At 51.5% G+C, this 19029-nt stretch carries 18 protein-coding genes; 13 read left to right on the plus strand and 5 right to left on the minus strand.

Annotation, left to right across the window (positions count from 1 at the left end):
* The first annotated feature begins 393 nt into the window (after nucleotides 1-393).
* The 6 genes from P4D80_RS23575 to P4D80_RS23600 all read left to right on the plus strand — a co-directional run bounded on the left by P4D80_RS23575 (nucleotide 394) and on the right by P4D80_RS23600 (nucleotide 3695).
* On the plus strand, nucleotides 394-927 hold the full coding sequence (locus P4D80_RS23575) for a tetratricopeptide repeat protein (RefSeq protein WP_421656491.1): 534 nt from the start codon (nucleotides 394-396) through the stop codon (nucleotides 925-927).
* A gap of 76 nt (nucleotides 928-1003) precedes the next feature.
* Nucleotides 1004-1795: an ROK family protein gene (locus tag P4D80_RS23580; protein WP_421656492.1), complete on the plus strand. Its 792-nt coding sequence runs from the start codon at nucleotides 1004-1006 to the stop codon at nucleotides 1793-1795.
* Nucleotides 1788-1922, plus strand: coding sequence for a hypothetical protein (locus P4D80_RS23585; protein WP_421656493.1), 135 nt, complete (start codon nucleotides 1788-1790; stop codon nucleotides 1920-1922). Before P4D80_RS23580 ends, P4D80_RS23585 begins: the two co-directional genes overlap by 8 nt.
* Before the next feature lie 181 nt (nucleotides 1923-2103).
* Entirely contained in the window at nucleotides 2104-2313 is a 210-nt protein-coding gene (locus tag P4D80_RS23590; protein WP_421656494.1) for a hypothetical protein, read from the plus strand.
* 36 nt (nucleotides 2314-2349) lie between these two features.
* Nucleotides 2350-2973: an ABC transporter permease gene (locus P4D80_RS23595; protein WP_421656495.1), complete on the plus strand. Its 624-nt coding sequence runs from the start codon at nucleotides 2350-2352 to the stop codon at nucleotides 2971-2973.
* A 47-nt stretch (nucleotides 2974-3020) separates the two neighbouring features.
* The gene (locus tag P4D80_RS23600; protein ID WP_421656496.1) at nucleotides 3021-3695 is read left to right on the plus strand and encodes a Uma2 family endonuclease; all 675 of its coding nucleotides are present in this window, start codon (nucleotides 3021-3023) and stop codon (nucleotides 3693-3695) included.
* 321 nt (nucleotides 3696-4016) lie between these two features.
* On the opposite strand, the gene galE is transcribed toward P4D80_RS23600, so the two are convergent.
* The 4 genes from galE to P4D80_RS23620 all read right to left on the minus strand — a co-directional run bounded on the left by galE (nucleotide 4017) and on the right by P4D80_RS23620 (nucleotide 9555).
* The gene (galE, locus tag P4D80_RS23605; protein WP_421656497.1) at nucleotides 4017-5015 is read right to left on the minus strand and encodes a UDP-glucose 4-epimerase GalE; all 999 of its coding nucleotides are present in this window, start codon (nucleotides 5013-5015) and stop codon (nucleotides 4017-4019) included.
* 231 nt (nucleotides 5016-5246) lie between these two features.
* Entirely contained in the window at nucleotides 5247-5936 is a 690-nt protein-coding gene (locus P4D80_RS23610; protein ID WP_421656498.1) for a DUF2834 domain-containing protein, read from the minus strand.
* 743 nt (nucleotides 5937-6679) lie between these two features.
* The gene (locus tag P4D80_RS23615) at nucleotides 6680-8992 is read right to left on the minus strand and encodes a response regulator (RefSeq protein WP_421656499.1); all 2313 of its coding nucleotides are present in this window, start codon (nucleotides 8990-8992) and stop codon (nucleotides 6680-6682) included.
* Nucleotides 8993-9258: 266 nt separating this feature from the next.
* Nucleotides 9259-9555: a hypothetical protein gene (locus tag P4D80_RS23620; protein ID WP_421656500.1), complete on the minus strand. Its 297-nt coding sequence runs from the start codon at nucleotides 9553-9555 to the stop codon at nucleotides 9259-9261.
* Between P4D80_RS23620 and P4D80_RS23625 the strand changes: the two genes are divergently transcribed.
* From P4D80_RS23625 to P4D80_RS23635, 3 genes are all read left to right on the plus strand, one after another.
* On the plus strand, nucleotides 9533-9952 hold the full coding sequence (locus tag P4D80_RS23625) for an FHA domain-containing protein (RefSeq protein ID WP_421656501.1): 420 nt from the start codon (nucleotides 9533-9535) through the stop codon (nucleotides 9950-9952). The genes P4D80_RS23620 and P4D80_RS23625 overlap by 23 nt on opposite strands.
* A 134-nt stretch (nucleotides 9953-10086) precedes the next feature.
* On the plus strand, nucleotides 10087-11271 hold the full coding sequence (locus P4D80_RS23630) for an acyl-CoA dehydrogenase family protein (protein ID WP_421656502.1): 1185 nt from the start codon (nucleotides 10087-10089) through the stop codon (nucleotides 11269-11271).
* A gap of 1069 nt (nucleotides 11272-12340) precedes the next feature.
* Entirely contained in the window at nucleotides 12341-13183 is an 843-nt protein-coding gene (locus tag P4D80_RS23635; protein WP_421656503.1) for a hypothetical protein, read from the plus strand.
* A gap of 150 nt (nucleotides 13184-13333) precedes the next feature.
* Here P4D80_RS23635 and P4D80_RS23640 read toward each other — a convergent pair whose 3' ends face one another.
* Complete coding sequence (locus P4D80_RS23640; RefSeq protein WP_421656504.1) at nucleotides 13334-13597, minus strand: hypothetical protein; 264 nt, start codon at nucleotides 13595-13597, stop codon at nucleotides 13334-13336.
* 12 nt (nucleotides 13598-13609) lie between these two features.
* Here P4D80_RS23640 and P4D80_RS23645 point away from each other — a divergent pair, with 12 nt between their 5' ends.
* The 4 genes from P4D80_RS23645 (at nucleotide 13610) to P4D80_RS23660 (ending at nucleotide 18959) form a co-directional block, all read left to right on the plus strand.
* Nucleotides 13610-15262, plus strand: coding sequence for a carbohydrate porin (locus P4D80_RS23645; protein WP_421656505.1), 1653 nt, complete (start codon nucleotides 13610-13612; stop codon nucleotides 15260-15262).
* A gap of 4 nt (nucleotides 15263-15266) precedes the next feature.
* Nucleotides 15267-17579, plus strand: a complete 2313-nt coding sequence (locus P4D80_RS23650) for a tetratricopeptide repeat protein (protein WP_421656506.1) — start codon at nucleotides 15267-15269, stop codon at nucleotides 17577-17579.
* Nucleotides 17580-17598: 19 nt separating this feature from the next.
* Nucleotides 17599-18270, plus strand: coding sequence for a glycosyl hydrolase family 8 (locus tag P4D80_RS23655; RefSeq protein ID WP_421656507.1), 672 nt, complete (start codon nucleotides 17599-17601; stop codon nucleotides 18268-18270).
* Nucleotides 18271-18365: 95 nt separating this feature from the next.
* Entirely contained in the window at nucleotides 18366-18959 is a 594-nt protein-coding gene (locus P4D80_RS23660; RefSeq protein ID WP_421659593.1) for a glycosyl hydrolase family 8, read from the plus strand.
* The last annotated feature ends 70 nt before the right edge of the window (nucleotides 18960-19029 follow it).

Here is a 19029-nt window from a genome sequence, read left to right on the forward strand (position 1 = left end):
TTTGTTTGGTTGATCAACACCCATTCAGGCTGGAAATTCAATTCTTGTATTCCTAAAAACCAATTTCTGCAAAAGAACGATTGCTGATTTCAGGCTCTAATGGTGTATCTGATCAGCCTCATTGCCCAATCGTTGAATTTCGTCTATCCAGTAAGGCGACATTTTTTACACTGGCACACTTCTGCATGTCATGATGAGAGTGGCTGATACTATATAACTGGCTAAATTGAGCTCAGTTGTCGCAAGCGTTAAGGATTTTTATCCCTTACCCCCGGCAAGTTTACCGAAGTTCCCTGGGCAGTGGTGTGTCTGCGTGGTGGCTCTACCAGTCTCCGCTTCGAGCGGTATTCGGATCCCTGGCATTAAACACTCACGCTAGCTTACCTAGGTGATATGGAACGGCGAATGACAACCACCAATCATTTTACGAAAGTAAAGTCAGACGACGTTGAATTTTGGAATCGGCGAGGGGCAGCCCTGGCAGAAGAGGGACGCTATGAAGAAGCCCTCTCTCTCTACAGTCGATCTATCCAGCTTGCCCCGGATAACTATGCAGCCTGGTATGGTCGGGGAGATGCCCTGGCTAATCTGGGTCGTTACTCGGAAGCATTGAGAAACTTTAATCGAGCGATTGAGCTTAGACCGGACTCCCATGAAGCCTGGACGTTTCATGGTGTCGTTTTGATTCATCTGGAGCGCTATCAGGAAGCCTTAGAAAGTTGCGATCGCGCCCTTGGACTTGCTCCGGATGATCGGGAAGCCTGGACATTTCGAGGGGTAGTGCTGCATCGGTTGGGACGGTATAAAGATGCCTATACCAGCTACGATCGCGCCACTGGCACTGATCGTCTGTGGGGATGGGAAAAATTCTTCCAGCTTTTCAAGTTTTCTTCTCAGCCAACATCCTCCGGCTGTGGGCCAGATTAAATTCCCACCCCCATTCCCCACGCTTACCCAGCCGTTTATGATCGACTGAGATCACTGTGGATTCAATATCATCACCATGAGTGGGGAATCAATTGAGCCTAGAGCCCAGGTTTTGGGAGTTGACCTGGGCGGCACCGCGATTAAGCTGGGGCGGTTTAGCCGGGATGGTGCCTGTTTGCATTCACTCAGTGTGCCGACACCTCAGCCTTCAACACCAGAAGCGGTTTTGGCAGCAATGGCAGAGGCGATCGCTCAAATTGACCCAGAAAAACAGGCCATCGCGATCGGGGTAGGCACTCCCGGTCCGGCCGATGCCACGGGACGCATTGCCAGAGTAGCCATTAACCTCATCGGTTGGCACAATGTTCCCCTGGCAGATTGGCTGGAAGCCAAAACCGAACGTCCTGTCATTATTGCCAACGATGCCAACTGCGCCGGTTTAGGAGAAGCCTGGTTAGGAGCCGGACGCTGGTATCAAAACCTGATTCTACTGACGTTGGGAACGGGCGTAGGGGGAGCCATTATCCTCAACGGCAAACTTTTCGTAGGTCATCACGGTACGGCTGGGGAGTTGGGATTGATTACCCTTAATCCAGAAGGGCCTCCCTGCAACAGTGGCAATCGGGGTTCGCTGGAGTCCTACACTTCGGTGCAGGCCATTCGCCGCCGCACGGGAATGGAACCGGAGGAGTTGGGCATGCTGGCACTGGCAGGGGATTCTCAGGCTCTGGCATTTTGGCAGACCTATGGACGAGATCTGGGAGCAGGGTTAGCCAGCCTCATTTATGTGCTGACGCCAGAGGCGATCATTATTGGAGGCGGCGTAAGTGCCAGTGCCGATTTTTTTCTTCCCCACCGTTTTGGCTGAAATTGAGCAGCGGGTATTGCCCAGTTCCCGTGCTGGACTGCAATTACTAAAAGCAGAGTTAGGCAACCAGGCAGGCATCGTTGGTGCTGCAAAGTTAGCCTGGCAAAAGGCTTTAGAGGTTGGTTAGAACATAAGTAAATAGCTAGGCGTAATTTAAATTTAAGGATAATTTTGGGGGTGGAGGGGGTTCCCCCCAGCCAGGGGGGAACCCCCTCCACCCCCTTTACAATTAGATTGTGGCTACCTACTTAGAATCGGAATGGGGGCCGCCAATGACCTTTGGCGAAATTCAACGCACATTAGAATAGATGCTTGCTGTACAGCGGGAGTTACAGGAGAGTCAGTTAAATCAACGCCAGGAAATTGATCGATTGTTGGAGTATCAGCAGCGCCAGCAACGTTTAGTTGACTGTCTTATTGGTTACAGCATTACCAATGAATCTGATCACCTGGATTTAGAAGAGAGAATGAATGCTTTAGAACGCCGAATAAGACGGTTAGAGACAGAAGATAACTAAATCGGTTTACCACAATCAGTTTGGTGAGAAAAGTTAGTGAGCAATTTTTTTCTGATTCGCTATGGCTCTGAGATTTTGCAACGAACCGGAGAACATTTGCTGCTGGTGACTGTGGCGATCGCCATTGCCACCCTTGTCAGCATTCCCCTCGGCATTTTGATTACGCGCAAATCCTTTCTGCGCCAACCCATTCTGGCGATCGCAAACGTTCTGCAAACGATTCCCAGCCTGGCTCTGTTTGGTTTACTGATTCCGCTGGTCGGTATTGGTCCGGTGCCTGCCATTATTGCCCTTACCCTCTATTCCTTTCTACCCATCATTCGCAACACGTATGTGGGCATTACCAGCATCGATCCGGCTATTCGAGAAGCGGGGCGGGGGATGGGCATGACAGACTGGCAATTGCTATCCCAGGTAGAAATTCCTTTGGCGATGGGGGTGATTCTGGCAGGGGTCAGAGTTGCTGCCGTGATTGCGATTGGCATTGCCACCATTGCCGCCGCGATCGGGGCAGGGGGGCTGGGTGTGTTCATTTTTCGGGGAATTTCAGTGGTAAATAACCAGTTGATTTTAGCCGGGGCAGTTCCAGCCGCCGCGATCGCTCTCTTTGCTGACTACAGTATCGGTTGGCTAGAACGACAGTTCACTATCAAACACTGACTAAAATACAGGTATAAAACAGTCCCTTCCCCTGAGAGTAAGCAGCAATGACGGCAACTCTGCATCTTCCTTCATCTCGACAAACCCAACATGTCGTTCTGGAAGGAGTGACCTGGCAGACCTACCAGGCATTGCTGAAAGATCTGGGTAATCATCGATCTTCAAGGTTGGCGTATGACCAGGGAATTTTAGAAATCATCATGCCTTCAAATTTGCATGAATTTATCAATCGGCTCTTAGCTCTCATGGTCACAGCTCTGACGGATGAATTGAGTTTAAAAATTCGGAACTGTGGTTCCACAACCCTTGATCGTGAAGATTTAAACCGTGGAGTCGAACCCGATTCGTGTTTCTATATTCAGCACGTAGCAGAGGTTTTGGGCAAATCTCGTCCGGGACGACCTGAGAGTAGACTCCATCTCTCTGACGATCCACCTCCTGATCTTGCCATTGAAGTCGATATCACCAGTTCTTCCCACCGCAGGTTTGGAATTTATTTGCAGCTTGGAATACCAGAAGTTTGGCACTACACAGAACAGAGCGGGATAACCATTTTTCAACTTCAAGCGGGTGAATATGTTAAGTGTGAATTTAGCCCTACATTTCCAATGATCTCTGGAGAAACCTTAGGGCAGTTTCTTCAACTGGCAGAAACAGAAGATGATAATGCCGTCATTCGGGCTCTGCGGCAATGGGTTCGGAGTCAAACTCAGCAAAAGTGAGGAATTCTATCCACAAATCCTGATACAGCTGTCGCCAGGTTGCTTAGGACATTGGGTTTAAGAGAGGGGTGGGGGGCTGCGCCCCCAGCCAGGGGTTCCCCCCTTGCACCCCGTTCCTAAACTTAGTGACTATAGTTATATCAATCTTTAGTCTCCCAAAGCAAGACGGACAGCAACAAGCCCCCCACTGCTGTCCGTCCCGTTCTTCTCATGGAGTGGGCATTACCAACCCAACTGAATCTAAGGTAACTACCGCCATTCGCAATTGGGTGAAATCGCTGTAAAGACACGGTGAGAAAAGTATGAGTTTGAGTACGAGCCTCACCCATGCCTTTTCTGGTGCCAGTTCCAGGCGTGGGAAATAATGGTGTGCAAATCGGTATATTGAGGATCCCAGCCGAGAACTGTACGGGCGTGATCGCTGCTTCCCACTAAGGCTGGAGGGTCACCGGGGCGGCGATCGCACTCCACTGTTTTGATTGTTCGACCAGTAATTTGCTGAGCCACTTCAACCACTTCTTTAACCGAGAACCCGTTGCCATTACCCAGGTTGAACACTGTGGTTTCGCCGCCCTTCAGCAAGTAATCCAGACCCAGGACGTGGGCTTGAGCCAGATCGGTAACGTGAATGTAATCACGGATACAGGTGCCGTCCGATGTAGGGTAATCGGTGCCAAAGATAGAAACCGACTCTCGCTTGCCCAACGCAGTCTGCAATACCAGTGGAATGATGTGGGTTTCGGGATTGTGGTCTTCGCCCAACCGCCCTTCCGGGTCGGCTCCGGCAGCATTAAAATAGCGGAAGCAAACCGACTTGAAATTGTAGGCTCGATCGAAATCTTGCAACACTCGCTCAATCATTAGCTTGGTTGCCCCATAGGGATTAATTGGGTTTTGGGGATGGTTTTCCGGGATGGGGACTGTGTTTGGAACACCGTAGGTGGCGCAAGTGGAGGAAAACACGAAGGTTTTAATAGAAGCTGCCAGCATCGCCTCCAGCAGGGTCAAGGTGCCAATAAAGTTGTTGTGATAGTATTTTGCCGGTTCCGTCACCGACTCGCCTACGTAGGCGTAAGCGGCAAAGTGCATTACCGCAGCAATATTACGGGTGGCAAATATCTGATCAAGCAGGGGGCGATCGCAGGTATCACCCACAACAAGCTCCACCTTCAGCACATCCTCCACAAGCTCCCGATGGCCATACACCAGGTTGTCCAAAACGACTACTTCATATCCGGCTTGTTTCAACGCCAACACTGCATGGGAGCCAATATATCCTGCGCCTCCCGTCACTAAAATCGTTGATTGATTGAATGTCACATCTACCCCTTAGTGAACTTATAGTAAAACTTCAATGCCTATCACACCTTGCATTAGTACAGCAAAACGAAAGATCTGTTGGAGGTGCAGGGGGGCCACCCTTGCTTGGGGGCTCCGCTCCCAAACCCCCATGTTGCAAAATTTAGTGCAACACTAGTCTAGCTAGAACCTGGTAATGGAATCGAGTGGTGTGAGGGCTTTACAAAAAGGCCACACAGACTTACAAGAAATTTATGAAAAAGTGCCATAGGACTGAGATTGATTAAGCCCAGAGTCAGCCTGAGAGGACTCAGCCAATCGGGGGCGCAACACAAGATAAAAAGCGGCACCGAGTAACGGTACCAGGGAAACAACCCAAAAGATCCAGGAGTTTTTCAGTCCCCGCCGCGCCATATCATCCCCTAGCAAGGCAGGAAAAAGCAGGCAGAGCAGGCAAAAATCCAGACTCATGACGTTAACAAAGCGGCTGGTGCGCCACTGTTCCAGAAAATCGACCCAGTTTCCCTGAGTTACTCCATAAACCACTAAACCAAAGGTGCCAAGCGCGAGCAAAATTCCCAATCCACGCGAGTCAAGCAGTTTCAAAAACCAATTCTTCTGCCCTGAGAAGGAAGGATTGGGTTGCCGAAACGCCAGGTATGGTAGGAGTGCAAATGCTCCTACTCCAAAGGATGCGATTGCAAAGGGCCAGGCTCGAATTCTCTGTCCCTGCCCATCAAAAAACAAGAGACAGCTGTAAATCACTGGGAAAACCCCAAGCAGGTTGAAAATTAAGACCACCAGGGGATTGATTCCAGCTATTTGCCCAGTAGAAAGATGTTTAATTAGCGCAAAAGTGTCGGGCTGTTGGGGTGGAGACAGAAAAAATGCGTAAATAACAAATCCCAACCACAATAGTCCAAATCCAAGTCTGCGTCCCATTGTTTATCTGTCTAATCATCCTCCACTCCTCTAATGTAAAGGAAGTGAGCGGTTAGGTTCGTACCCCCCGTAAAACTCCCTCCAGAGGAGTCAATGGGTAGGCGTAATTAAACTAGCTACCCCCTTGTAGTCCTCCTTGGTAAGGGGGAACTACAAGGGGGGCCAGAGACGCCATGTTCAATCTAATTTGACCCACTTATTTAGTGTTAATAGCAGTTTGCACTAGTGGTTCATTAAAGGAACTTTGCCTGGTTATCTAAACCCAGAAAAACAAATTTACGAGGTTTTGAAGGTTTGCAAACCCTTCAAAATCTGCTTGGCGGACTACTATTGGGTCATTTGCTTCGAATATAGCCATTACAGATCGCTAGGTACGTTTTTTAGGATAGGCTGCCTTTTTAAGGAGGGGGATGTATAGTGGTAGTCATTTAGGACGGGGTGCAGGGGTGGAATCCCTGGCTGGGGGCGAAGCCCCCACTCCCTCTCTAATTCCAATTTCCTAACGCATCCGCGTAGAGCTATACATGCCAAATGACCCACTAGTGTTGCAAGACATCAATTTTGCAACATGGAGGAGTGGGGGTTTCACCCTCTCCACCCCCTTCAAAACTTTTGTTTTGATCTACTGGTAGGTCAGCGTTGCTGAAAAGTGGGATGAATTGAAACGAAGTTTCAAGCATCCAGCACCTTTTTCATCCCCAGATTCAGCAATGCCCTCCATCCCCTATCCCCCCATCCCCTTATCACTTCCCTACTGGAACTGAGCTACCTGCCTGATAAAGTGCCTGAAGGGTAGCTCCATCAGTGGGATACTCGGCGATCGCAACCTGGCAGGTGGCCTGAAATCGCCTACCATCCGGTGCCGAAAATATCTGTCGTCGGAGTGTGGCTAATCCATCGGCGAGGCGATCGCGGGCTTCGGCTTTTTTTAATCCAGGCAGACCAGCGACAAACTCGCCGTTACCCCAATAACCCGTCACTTCACCGCTACGGAGGGCTGATTGCAACACCTGTCCCCAGCGCTGTAACACCTGGTTGCCTGCCCCATGCCCATACTGAATGTTAATTGAACGCAGGTCGGCCACCGTTAACACCACCAAACAAAAAGGCTGCTGAGTTTGAGTGGCTTCCTGGAGCAACCATTCCAGATCGCGGCTGGACTGGGGGTAGTTCGCTAGTCCAGTAATAGGATCGCGGGTAGAAAGGGTCTGGAGCAGACGGTTCCGCTCCAGTCGGTTAGTAATCCGGGTTAACAGTTCTGGTACTACAACAGGCTTGATGATAAAGTCATCGGCCCCGGCTGCAAACACCTGCTGCACTGTCTGGGAGTCCTTGTGCGCGGTGAGAAACAAGATAGGAAGCCCCTGCCAAGTGGGATCAGTACGCACGGCCTGACAGAGTTCAATTCCACTGACTTCAGGCATTTCCACATCCAGAATCAACAGGTCGGGGGAAATCAATTGCAGCATGTCCCAGAAGCGTAGGGGGTCGTCCAGTCCGGTCATCCGCATCCCCCAGGGTTCCAGGAGCGATCGCAGCACACCCAAAAATATCGGGTCATCATCCACTACCAGCACATTGGCCGTTTGAGAGCGGGACTTTTGCAATAGCTGGGTGGCTGCCTCCCATACCTGGGGTGCGGTTACTGGCTTGACCAGAAATCCCTGTGCACCTGCTCTGGCAACCGTTACCCGGTCTAACAATTCATCTGCTGCCGCCAGTACCAGTGTTGGAACAGCCGGAGTGCGTGCAGCCAGATCGGCCACAAGTGCCAGGGTGTTTTCCTGCCCGATCGTGTCCACCGCAAGCACCACCAGTGAGGGGGTGTGCGATCGCAGCCAGTCAGTTGCATCCCGCAAGGTTTTTACAAATTGCCAGCCCATCCCGGTGGATTGCCCCAGGATCTGTAGCGATCGCTGCAACTCCGGGTCAGTATCCACTAACAATAATTGAGCCGCCTCTGGTGGCAGAGATAGCTCCCCCTTCCCCAGGTTTAGCAACCGGGCCATTTCCTGCACCAGTTCCAGTAGCCGTTGCTCCTGCTCCGGCAACAACGCGCCCTCGGTCAATAAGATGTGCTCCATTTCTCGTGCCAGCAGAGTTCCCGACTCTTTCTCAAACATCCCCAGCACACCCGCCAGTTTGTGAGCCGCCTTCCCTGCCTCCTGGCGCAATGCCTCCGTTAACTTGCCAGTTGCGATCGCTGCCGCCGCCTTCTGCAATGCCTCCAGCCGCTGCGCCATCAACCCCTGGTACTGTTCCCACAGATCCCCCATCGCTTGGTTAAATTGGTGTTCGTGTTCAGTGGAGGGAGGGTGAGGGCTGAGGGCTGAGGGGCGAGGGGCGAGGGGTGAACGTTCTGTCTGCTCCTGTTCTTGATGGTCAACTCCTTCCCTTAACCGATAGCCAATCCCATAAACATTCTCAATCCAGTCCGCCGCACCAACAGCTTTCAGCTTTTGCCGCAGTCCCTTGATGTGTGCCTTCACACTCTCTTCCAGCGGCGGATCGTCAAACGTCCAGAGGTGTTGCAAAATTTGCCCCCGACTAAAGACTCGCGATGGATTGCGCAAAAACAGCTCTAGCAGGGAATATTCTTTGGGCGTCAGATTCAATGGTTGATTGCCATAGCTGACCTGAACCGTAGAGGGATCGAGTCGCAACTTACCAACCTGAAGTATGGGTGAAGTGGGAACCGTGCCCCGCCGCAACAATGCCCGCACCCTTGCCTGAAGTTCTGATAAATCCAGCGGTTTAATCAAATAATCATCGGCACCTGCATCCAGTCCCCGAATGCGATCGGTGGTCGCATCTCGTGCAGTAATCAGCAGGATAGGAGTTGAACACCCCTCAGAACGCAGTCGCTGGCACAGGGAAATTCCATCCAACCCAGGCAAACCCACATCCATCAGGATCAGGTCGTATTCTGTACTCTGGGCATACTCCCAACCACTGCGACCATCTTCTACCGTATCAACTACATAGTGCTGGCTGGTCAATGTTTGGCGAAGCGCATCAATCAAAATTTCGTCATCTTCAATCAGCAAAATTCTCACAGGAACATCACCACTCGACTAACAACTAACAACCAACCACTAAGTAGCTGCACCCAATTAATTAGAAGAAGAAGGAATGGGGGCTTTGCTCCCAGGCAGGGGTTTCCACCCCTTCCACCCCCGAATCTATCTTCAACTTAATTTTGTCCAGTTACTTAACAACTGGCTTACGCAAACCTCGGAGGTTTAAGCGCTGATGTGGGGGTCATGAGGTGCAATTTCAGGTTAAAACCTCCGAGGTTTTGGCAAAATGCGTAAGTCCTGAACTAATTATCCTTCCCGACTTCTTCCCGATCGCTTCCTACTCTAAAACCATCGACACAAAAAACAGCATCAAATCTTATAGCTGTCACCAGGTTGCTTAGGACATTGGCTTTAAAGGGGGTGTGGGGGCTTCGCCCCCAGCCAGGGGTTCCACCCCTGCACCCTGTTCTAAGCCTGATGGCTATAGCTATAAACCGTAGCTCCCGGCTCTTGTCTTTTTTCTTCTTTCCTTTTTCCTCTTTCTTCTTTCTTCTTCTTTTTTCAGTTGTTTTAGCTATGGCAATTTCCTTAGAACTCATTTATCCATCAGGGCTTACTTCTTTGCAGAACTGGACGTTTGAGAATGAGTCTGTGATTCGAATTGGGCGAGACTCCAATAACCACGTCGTCCTACACAGCAAAGTAGTTTCTCGCTTCCATGCGATGCTATGGGGGTTTGGCAATGAGTGGAAAATTGTCAATTTAAGTTCCAACGGAACTTACCTGAATAATGCCCCCGTTCCCCATGCCCTGCTGACAACTGGCACGATTATTCGTCTGGCACCCTCTGGGCCGCAAATTCGATTCCGGCTTCTGGTAAATCGGTTAATCTATCCCCCCAAGGAAAGTTCCAGCAAAACGATATTTCTGACCGAGGGTTTGTGGAGGGGTTTGAAGGCAGACCCCATTCTAAATACCTGGTGTTGCAAACACTAAATTTTGCAATATGGGGGTTTGGGGGTTCCACCCCCGCTTGGGAGTGAAGCCCCCAAACCCCGTCCTGACCACAATGGTTACCGCTATATCCAAAAGTTTTCCCTGGTTACCCCTCATATTTGGAGAAACAAACCATGATTCAGTTATTGGAACGTGTTGAACTGAAAGATTTTCACGCGATCGCGACTGCCCTTTCGGAAGAGTTTGCTGCTTCGGCAGTTGAACGGGACCTGGAAGCTGGCATTCCGGAGGAAGAAATCCGCCGATTTAAGGAATCGGGATTGCTGGCGCTCAATATCCCAAGAGAGTATGGTGGCATTGGTGCAAACTGGATTGAGTCCAGCAAAATTCTTCAGGAACTTTCCAAAGCTGATGGTTCTATTGGTCAACTTTACGGTAATCACCTGGCGCTGGTGATCATTGGAATGGTTGGCACACCCGCTCAGGCGGAGTATTTCTATCGCATCACAGCTCAAAACAACCTGTTCTGGGGCAATGCCATCAATACACGAGATACTCGGCTCAAAATTGAACCCGTGGGAGAGCATTACCGGGTGAATGGCATCAAATCCTTTGGCACAGGTACCGTTGTTGCAGACATGCGCGTATTTTCTGCCATGCAAGATGGGGTAGAAATGCCTGTCTTCTTTGTCATTCCCAAAACCAGAGAAGGTGTTGTCTACAATAACGATTGGGACAACATGGGGCAGCGACGCACCGCCAGCGGCAGTTTCACCTTCAACAACGTAATCGTCTACCGGGATGAAATTGTAGGGCCATCCCCCTTCCCCGAAAGTGCTTTTCTGACGATTCCAAGTGTAATTGCCCAATTAACGAAAACCTACGTTTACTTGGGAATTGCTGAAGGCGCTTTAGAGGCTGCGCGGGAGTATATTCAGACAACTGCCCGACCCTGGATGAATTCTGGAGTCGATCGCGCCTCCCAGGATCCCTATATTCTGCGGCAGTATGGCGAACTGTGGTCTTCGTTGCAGGCCGCGATCTCCCTGGCAGACCGGGCAGCAGAACAAGTACAAATAGCCTGGGATAGGGGAGTAGCACTTAGCCCGGAAGAGCGGGGTGAAACAGCGATCGCCGTTTCCACAGCCAAAGCCTTTGCCATTAAGGTAGGCACTGATATCACAAATCGCATCTTTGAACTCATGGGTGCCCGTGCAACGGCCAGCCGCTACGGTTTTGATCGCTACTGGCGCGATTTGCGAACCTTCTCTCTACACGATCCACTCGACCATAAACTGCGCAGCATTGGCAACTGGGTGCTGAATGATGAAGTGCCAGTTCCCGGTCAGTATTCGTAAGAAGGTGCTGAATGAGGAAATGTCAGTTCCCGGTCAGTATTCGTAAGAACAGTTGATTGTGAGAAGGGATGAAGAGAGAAAGGGAATGTTTTCTCGCTTTCAAAGTCCCTCTCCGACTTAGAGCTACTATAGCGGTAGTCATTATGGTTAGAACGGGGTGCAGGGGTGGAATCCCTGGCTGGGGGCGAAGCCCCCACTCCCTCTCTAATTCCAATGTCCTAACGCACCCGCGTAGAGCTATATTTCGGTATAGTAATTTAGTGGGATTGCTATAGGTAGGGATTCCTATGTGTAAGGATGACTATTGGAATGAATCTTTGAATTGAATGCTTTTTAATATGACAACGTATCTTTTTATACAAAAGTAATGTCGATTTTGATACTTGAGCTAAGTAACGTTATCCATGGTAGTGCTCAAATCATAATGATTTTTCAGTTTGAAATGATGGTGGCCAGCGCCGCTCATTATTACCTCTTGAGGTCTACCTTATCCATTAATCTACCTGCTAAAAAACTTTTGAAGATCCCAAAAATTCCGAGATAAGGCAGCGAGATGCAACCCATACAGATGTTGGGTTTTGTGTTTTTTCTATCTATGTTTCAAAACTTTGTCAGGCAACCAGTACCTCCCGGTTAGTTGCAGTGTTGATAGCGATCGCGATTAATGCTTTCCATCCACAGTGCTATCAACAATTCCGCTTCTTTGAGTCCTGGTTTATTCACAAAAACTTAATCATACTTCTACCATCTTCACAAGACGTAAACCCAAAAGTAAAAGAAATTCAGTTAAATTTTATCCAACAATGGTTCTCCTGATCTGTCAGTGAAAGATGATCTGCCAGTGAAAGATTAACGAGATGCTCTTTCACTTCCCATAGTATCCTCGAATGTCAATATCGTTCTAGTGATCAACGGTGCTTCTCACTAGACGTTCAGGAGAACCTTACGACTTGCAACAGAACCGTAATTCAACGTCGTCCAATCAACCCTTTGGGTGCAGGGTCTGGTATTCGTCAAAACTCCCCTGGATTCGTTACGTCATTTTACAGATATTTGAGTCGAATCTTCTATGAAGCGTTCAATCCTATCGGCAACCCTTTTATCCTGCACTGTCTTCTCCTGTCTAACCCTGCCTTTAGCCGTTTTTGGTTCCCACTCTATTGGGATTGAGTTTCAGAAAGAACCTATTTTTTTTGGCAAACTCAGAGATATTGCTCCTCCTTATCTAGCAGTTGCAGCAACAGCAAGCTTAGGAACTGGAGTTTTGAGCCTTCTGTTTAGTGGATGGCGCAGGTCTTCTCACAAATCTGCTCAAATTCAAAAACAGCTTTCCCAACTGCAACAAGAACTGTATGAAAAAGAATCGTTGCTAGATGAGCTTCGCCTGTCAGAGTCCCACTTGCAGTCAACGGGGCTGCACCAATTTCTGAACCCGAAGGCTGTTCCCTTCCTGGCTGTAGTTTCAGAAAAGATGACTCCACAAGTTATGAAGTCTATTGTGGAGGAAACTCCCGAAGAAGTTATACAGCCGATGACAATGGTAGTGCGAAACTTTGTACATCAACCTGAGTCAATTGTTCTCGAATCTGCATCTCCTGCTACTTCTTCACGTTCAGCGCAAACAGTTATAGACACAATTGAATCGACTACAGCAGTGATGAAATCTAGAGTTGCAAACTCTGAGAAAACTCCAGTTCAATCGACTCCAGAAGTTCTGGCTCAGGTGGATGAATTGCAAACCCAACTGGAGCAAATGGCCGCTCAATTGAATAGCCTGCATACTTCCCTGCGGAAGGTACAAGAAACTCCGGTAGCTCAACCCTCCGAACCTCCCAGTTCAGTGCTAGAACATTTGCATCGGCGGCTCCAGTTGCTGGAGTCAACCTGGATGAAAGAACAGGCTGCCTCTTAGTATTTGTACTGCTGCGGTTTATCTCAAGTCTTTGGAAGTTTTGAGTTTTAGTTAGTACGTACTACCTGCTATACCCCAAACCTATCAACGGGATTGCAAAGATATAGTCGGTTCCAACTTGCGATTCCAACTTGAAGTAATCGCTCTAAATTAAGGCTGGTGAGTAGTGCCCACCCTACTGTAGGGATGTAGCGGTAGTGAGGTATTGAGGTATTGCTGAAAAGCAGTATGAACCGAAACGCAGTTTCGAGCATACAGACCTATTGCATACCCAAATTCAGCAATGCCGGAAGTGATTGTGGTCAGGCCTGGGTGCAGGGTTTGAAATTCTGGCGGCAGACAGTGTCGATTCCCCTGTTGGTAGACAGATGGTCCTGTTGGATTGAGGGTGCGATCGCGTAATGGGTAGCTCACTATTGGCTTAGCATGTCCAATTCATCCTATTCTTCTAAACGCCCAGCCCTGGGTCATGTCCAACTGGTAGGAGCGGTATCGATATTATGTGCCTCTGGAGTGATTGGCGGAGAAGCGGTTCAGGCAGAACCTCTGGCTGGATCGCAGGCACGGGCAACTGATCCGTCGCAAGACATTACTCCCTTCCTGCCCCCGACTCCATCTCCCCCCCAAACCGAAGACGACTTCATTCGTCAAATGGCTGGTGCAAAGCGGGTTGTGCCGACTTCCAACCCTTTGGCTCCAGCACCCAGTTTCCGCCCACCCGGTTCTGTGACTCAGGCAGGCACCGTTCGGCCTCAGGCAGAATTGATTCCAACTGCTCCAGAGCGAACCCCTCCAACGTTCAGTTCTGCACCCCAGACCGCAGCAGTCGGAAACTCGGATGTAGGTCTGAAGCTGTTTGCACCCGCAGGCAAGCCTGAAGCCAGCCAGAGCGATCGCTGCGAGTCAGGTCATTGCCCCAGTCCATCCCCTGCACCAGCAGAAACAGCGGTAGAAATTGAATTCAGTCAAACCAGTGCCCCCACTGCAACACCAACGGGTGCAGCTCCCTTACCACCATTGCCTGAGCCTGCCCAACCATCATCGACAACACCCGCTCCAGGCTCCTTACCGGGACAACGTCCCTCGACCCGCAGTGCCGCATTGAATCCGCCCACTCTCAAGTTTCAGGCTGTTGACATTTTCCAGGGTAATGAAAACTCAGCCCGCGCAAGAGTAACGGGAGTGTATCCCCTCTCGCCGAGTGTGCTGGTGGGTGGCACGATCGATTTTACGGATGGCAATGCCTTCACAGATTCGCCGGAACAGGGGATTAGCATCAATGAACTGTATGTGGCTGCTGCATTTCCGGGTGTACCCAATCTGCGTTTTGCTATCGGGCAACTAGATCTCACCTCCTACTTTGATCGCAATAGTTTTGCCAAGGATGGAGCAACTCACTTTTTCAATCCGGTTTTTCAAACCAATCCGGCTCTGGCGGCAACGGGCATTGGCTCTCGTCCAGCCGCACTGGTGAACTGGAGCATTACCGACTATCTAGAAGCAAAGGCCGCAGTCTTTTCGTCTTCCCGCAGCATCAGTGACTTTAGTCTGGATGGATTTGCAGGAGAGGTGGGACTGCGTTATGGCAATTTCATTGTGCGGGGAACCTTTGCCAGTGGTCGCGATGCCGGGGCAAGAAGTGGATTCCGCGAAATCTTTCAAATTGATCGTGGCGATGGACGTACCGGGCTGTTGCGGGGCGATCGCGAAGATTCCTATGGCATCAACGCCGAGGTCTTTATCCCCGAACTCAAAATGGGGATATTTGCACGCTATGGCCGCTATTTTAATCGTGGCGTGGGTGAAAGTGGTGACACCTACAGTGCAGGGATTAATTTCCTGGATCTGTTTATGCGGAATGATCGTTTGGGGGTTGCCTACGGGCGAGCCTTATCCAGCGAGAAGTTGCGCAAACAGGCCGGGGAAAAAGTCCCAGATGTATTTGAGGTCTTCTATGATTTTGCGGTGCTGAAAAACCTGCGGTTAGCCTTCTCCTATCAGGCATCGGATGGGTTTTCAGAAAGCATTTTTGGAGTCCGGGTTAAGACCGAATTTGATTTAGTGCCACCCAGGAGGTAGGGCAATGAGGAGTGGTGGTCTCTGGTTTGCGTTCGGGGCTCACCTCAGCATTGTGTTAGCGGGAGTGCCACTGGTTCTGGACTTCAGTACGCTGGCAGTCCATGCTCAGGCGATTCCGGTGGAAGTCCAGCAGGGCTATGGGTTATTGGGGAAAGGCTGGGTGAAGGATGCGATCGCCACCTTTCAGCGAGCAGTGCAGCGCTATCCCCAGTCGGTGGAAGCCCGGTTGGGATTGGCGATCGCCTACCGCCGCAACGGGCAGGATGGGGAGGCGTTTCGCGCCTATGAACAGGTGCTGGCCCTTGACCCCAACAATCAACTGGCGCTGAGAAGCCTGGGTCTGTTGGGTGGCTATCGCCCGGAGTGGCAGGCGAGAGGAATTGAAGCCCTCACCACCCTGCTCAACCTCAATCCCAATGACGGAGAGGCACGGGCACAACGAGCCTTGCTCTATGGCTATCAGGGACGCTTTACCGAATCGCTGGCAGATTATCAGATTGCATTGCAGGGCAACCCTTCACCCGATGTTTTGCTGGGGGCGGCTCAGGTGTATACCTACAACGGTAACGACCAGCAGGGATTGGAGTTATTTAACCGCTACCAGCGAACGGGGGGAAAAATTCAGGGCTTTGCGGCGATCGCCTATGCCCGCGCCCTGCGCAACACAGGCAATGCAGCTCAGGCTATAGAGGTATTGCAAACCCAACTGACCAGACCCAATCGCTCCACGGATCTGGATAGCGAACTACGGGCGGAACTGTCCTTAGCCTACCTGGCCAATCAGCAGCAAGCTCAAGCACTGGCAGCCCTTGACCCCTTGCGCGATCGCCCCGCAGCCACCCTGCCCCTGGCCAGAGGGTTGAACAAAATTGGGCGACAGTTGAATCTGCCCGCGTTAACCACAGAAGCAGCAACCCTATACCAGCGGGTATTGGCCCAAACTCCCAATCCATCTCCCGCCCTTTTACAGGAAGCCGCAGATGTGCTGAGTGGTCAACCCCAGAATCGGGAAGAGGCTCTACAACTCTACCGTCGAGTTGCCCAGACCCAGCCAGAAGACCGGGCGCTTCAGGTCAAAATTCTGGCCTTAGAGAGCCAGTTGGGTAGCCTTTCTAAAGCAGAACTGCGCCAGAAGTTGCAGCCCCTCCTCAATCCTTTGCCTGCTGATCCGTTCCAGCAACAGGCGATCGCCCAGGCACTGGTAAGGGTAGACCCCGACCCAGAATTTTTGCCCATTTACCAGACCCTGCTGCAATCCGGGGCAGGACAAACGGAACCGTTTCTGAACTTTCGGGTGGCTCAAATTCTGGTGGAACATAACGACCTGGTGGGTGCCCGCAATGCCCTCGCTGCCTATACAGCAACGCCCCAGGCAAAGGGCGATCTGGCTCCCCAACTGTTAGCCGCCGAAATTGAACGACGAGAGGGTAATCTGACCGCCAGTGCCCGACGGTATGAAGCCATCCTGGCAGCCAGTCCAGCAAATAACGACGTGCAGTTAGCCGCAATCCGTGGTCTGGCGGGAGTGCGTCTGGCTCAAGGTCGCACCAGCGATGCCCTGCAACTCTATGACCAGCTGGTTGCCCGCAACCCAACGAATGCCAGGTTGCAACTGGGACGTGCCAGTATTGCGTACCAGGCAAAACAGATTTCCACCCCTGAAGCGGAAGCCGTTCTCAACAACTGGTTGAGGAGCCGTCCCGCCTCTGATACCCCCCTGGAACTGTTTAGCCTGGTGGGAGCGCTTCCCCCCGATCCCCAGCGTGAATCCCTCTATCTGACGCTGGCCGAGGCAGACCCGAATTATCTGCCTGTGCAGTTGCGCCTGGTGCAGGTAGTGGCCAAGCGCAACCCGGCAGAAGCCAAAGCACTAGCCCGTCAACTCATTGCCCGTAGCCGTGCCACTGGAACGAATGATACCAGCACCTATCTGTTACAGGGACAACTGGCCCAGGCCGCCGGAGACATCTCCCTGGCCGATCAGGCGTTCCAGTCTATTTTGCAACAGCAACCGGGCAACGTGGACGCCCTGATTGGACTGGGGGATATTCGGTTCCAGCAGCGCCAGTGGGGAACGGCCCGCCAGCTTTACAGTGAAGCCCTGGCTCTGAAGCCGGGTGATGTTGGCATTCAGCGATCGCTGATTGAAGTCGAAGTGGCCCAGGACTATCCCCTGACCGCTTTGCAAAAGTTGGAAGAACTCCAACTGCAACAGGGCGCATCCACCCCAGACTCAGAACTGGCCCAGCGCCAGCAAAAGATCGAAGAAGACTTTCTCCAACGACGAGGATTCCAACCCCCCTGGGAGCGCTATTAGTCACATGGGAAAAGCTCTTATGTATTTACCAGTTGCATTAACCATCGCTTCCCTCACACTGGCACTGGAAGGTTGTCAGGATATTGCCCTATTATCCCGACAGTCCCTTCCGCAGACAAGTTCACAGCCACCATCTGCTGTAGAATCAACCGCTCCAGCTCCGGTCACTGTTGCCTCAGTTGCCCCCGCCGATCGCCAGACTTTATTGCAACAGAGTTGGGCGGCCTATCGACAGCGGTTTATCCAGGCCGATGGCCGGGTGATTGACCGGGAGGCCGACGATCGCTCCACTTCCGAAGGACAGGCCTACGCCATGCTGCGGGCCGTGATAGTGGGCGATCGGGACACCTTTGACCGCACCCTGCAATGGGCTGAAAACAATTTGCAACGGCAAACCAATGGCAAACGCTCCGATCACCTGTGGGCCTGGAAATGGGGACGCAACTCACAAGGAGCCTGGGGCATTCTGGATAGCAACTTTGCCAGCGATGCCGATATTGACGCCGTAACGGCCCTCATCTTCGCCGCCCGCCGCTGGCAAGACTCCGCCTATCTAGACCTTGCCCGCACCAAGCTAAACGACCTCTGGAACCTGTCTACTGTCACCGCATTCCCCACAAGCGTGCAGGCTAATGATAGGCGCAAACCCAGGCCAGGAAAGCCTTTTACCCCTGGCCCCTCCCCCCCCTGACCCCTCCTGCCTATCACCCCAACCAAGCTGGCAAATCCTCCCGCTACCTCCTGCCCGGTCCCGCCGCCGCCTTTCAACAGTCAGCCACAGTTCAAATCAACCCCTCCTACTTTGCGCCCTACGCCTTCCGCCTGTTTGCCCAGGTAGACCCCAGCCACGACTGGCTCAGTCTGGTTAACAGCAGCTACGACATTTTGCAGCAAGCCACCAGCCTGTCATCCGTTGGACTGCCCAACGATTGGGTCGTACTGGATTTGAAAATCGGCACCGTCAAACCGATGGCGATCGCCAATCCAGGTACCAGCGACTACGGATTTGATGCTTACCGCGTCTGGTGGCGAGTAGCCTGGGATGCCGCCTGGTTCAAAGAACCCAGAGCCATCCGGTATTTACAAACCCAATTGAAGTTTCCACAGCGGCTGTGGCGATCGCAGCGCAAAATTCCCGCCCGCATCAACCTCCAGGGCAAACCCACCGTAACCTATGAAGCCACTGCCCAATACGCCATGCTACACATTGCCTTCCAACTCATCGACCCACCCACCGCTCAACAAATCGAAGCCACCAAACTGGTTCCCCGCTATCGTCAGGGATTCTGGGACAACGATTTCGCCTACTACACCCAAAACCTTGTCTGGATCGGGCTGCTTCCTTCCGAGGGGATCATTCCGCTTCTTCAGCCTGATTAGGGATGGGGGGATGAGGGGATGAAGTTTTGAGTTTCGAGTTTCTACCTTCCCATTCCTCATTCCTCCTTCT

Origin of the sequence: Leptothermofonsia sp. ETS-13, assembly GCF_049200465.1 — a bacterium.
Classification (GTDB): Bacteria; Cyanobacteriota; Cyanobacteriia; order Leptolyngbyales; family Leptolyngbyaceae; genus Leptothermofonsia.

What these genes read in the sequence shown, in the direction of transcription:
- P4D80_RS23610 (WP_421656498.1), bottom strand. Translation starts at nt 5,936, where the DNA reads ATGGGACGCAGACTTGGATTTGGACTATTGTGGTTGGGATTTGTTATT.
- P4D80_RS23655 (WP_421656507.1), top strand. Translation starts at nt 17,599, where the DNA reads ATGTATTTACCAGTTGCATTAACCATCGCTTCCCTCACACTGGCACTG.
- P4D80_RS23650 (WP_421656506.1), top strand. Translation starts at nt 15,267, where the DNA reads ATGAGGAGTGGTGGTCTCTGGTTTGCGTTCGGGGCTCACCTCAGCATT.
- P4D80_RS23590 (WP_421656494.1), top strand. Translation starts at nt 2,104, where the DNA reads ATGCTTGCTGTACAGCGGGAGTTACAGGAGAGTCAGTTAAATCAACGC.
- P4D80_RS23575 (WP_421656491.1), top strand. Translation starts at nt 394, where the DNA reads ATGGAACGGCGAATGACAACCACCAATCATTTTACGAAAGTAAAGTCA.
- P4D80_RS23580 (WP_421656492.1), top strand. Translation starts at nt 1,004, where the DNA reads ATGAGTGGGGAATCAATTGAGCCTAGAGCCCAGGTTTTGGGAGTTGAC.
- P4D80_RS23645 (WP_421656505.1), top strand. Translation starts at nt 13,610, where the DNA reads ATGTCCAATTCATCCTATTCTTCTAAACGCCCAGCCCTGGGTCATGTC.
- P4D80_RS23635 (WP_421656503.1), top strand. Translation starts at nt 12,341, where the DNA reads ATGAAGCGTTCAATCCTATCGGCAACCCTTTTATCCTGCACTGTCTTC.
- P4D80_RS23600 (WP_421656496.1), top strand. Translation starts at nt 3,021, where the DNA reads ATGACGGCAACTCTGCATCTTCCTTCATCTCGACAAACCCAACATGTC.
- P4D80_RS23630 (WP_421656502.1), top strand. Translation starts at nt 10,087, where the DNA reads ATGATTCAGTTATTGGAACGTGTTGAACTGAAAGATTTTCACGCGATC.
- P4D80_RS23620 (WP_421656500.1), bottom strand. Translation starts at nt 9,555, where the DNA reads ATGAGTTCTAAGGAAATTGCCATAGCTAAAACAACTGAAAAAAGAAGA.
- P4D80_RS23625 (WP_421656501.1), top strand. Translation starts at nt 9,533, where the DNA reads ATGGCAATTTCCTTAGAACTCATTTATCCATCAGGGCTTACTTCTTTG.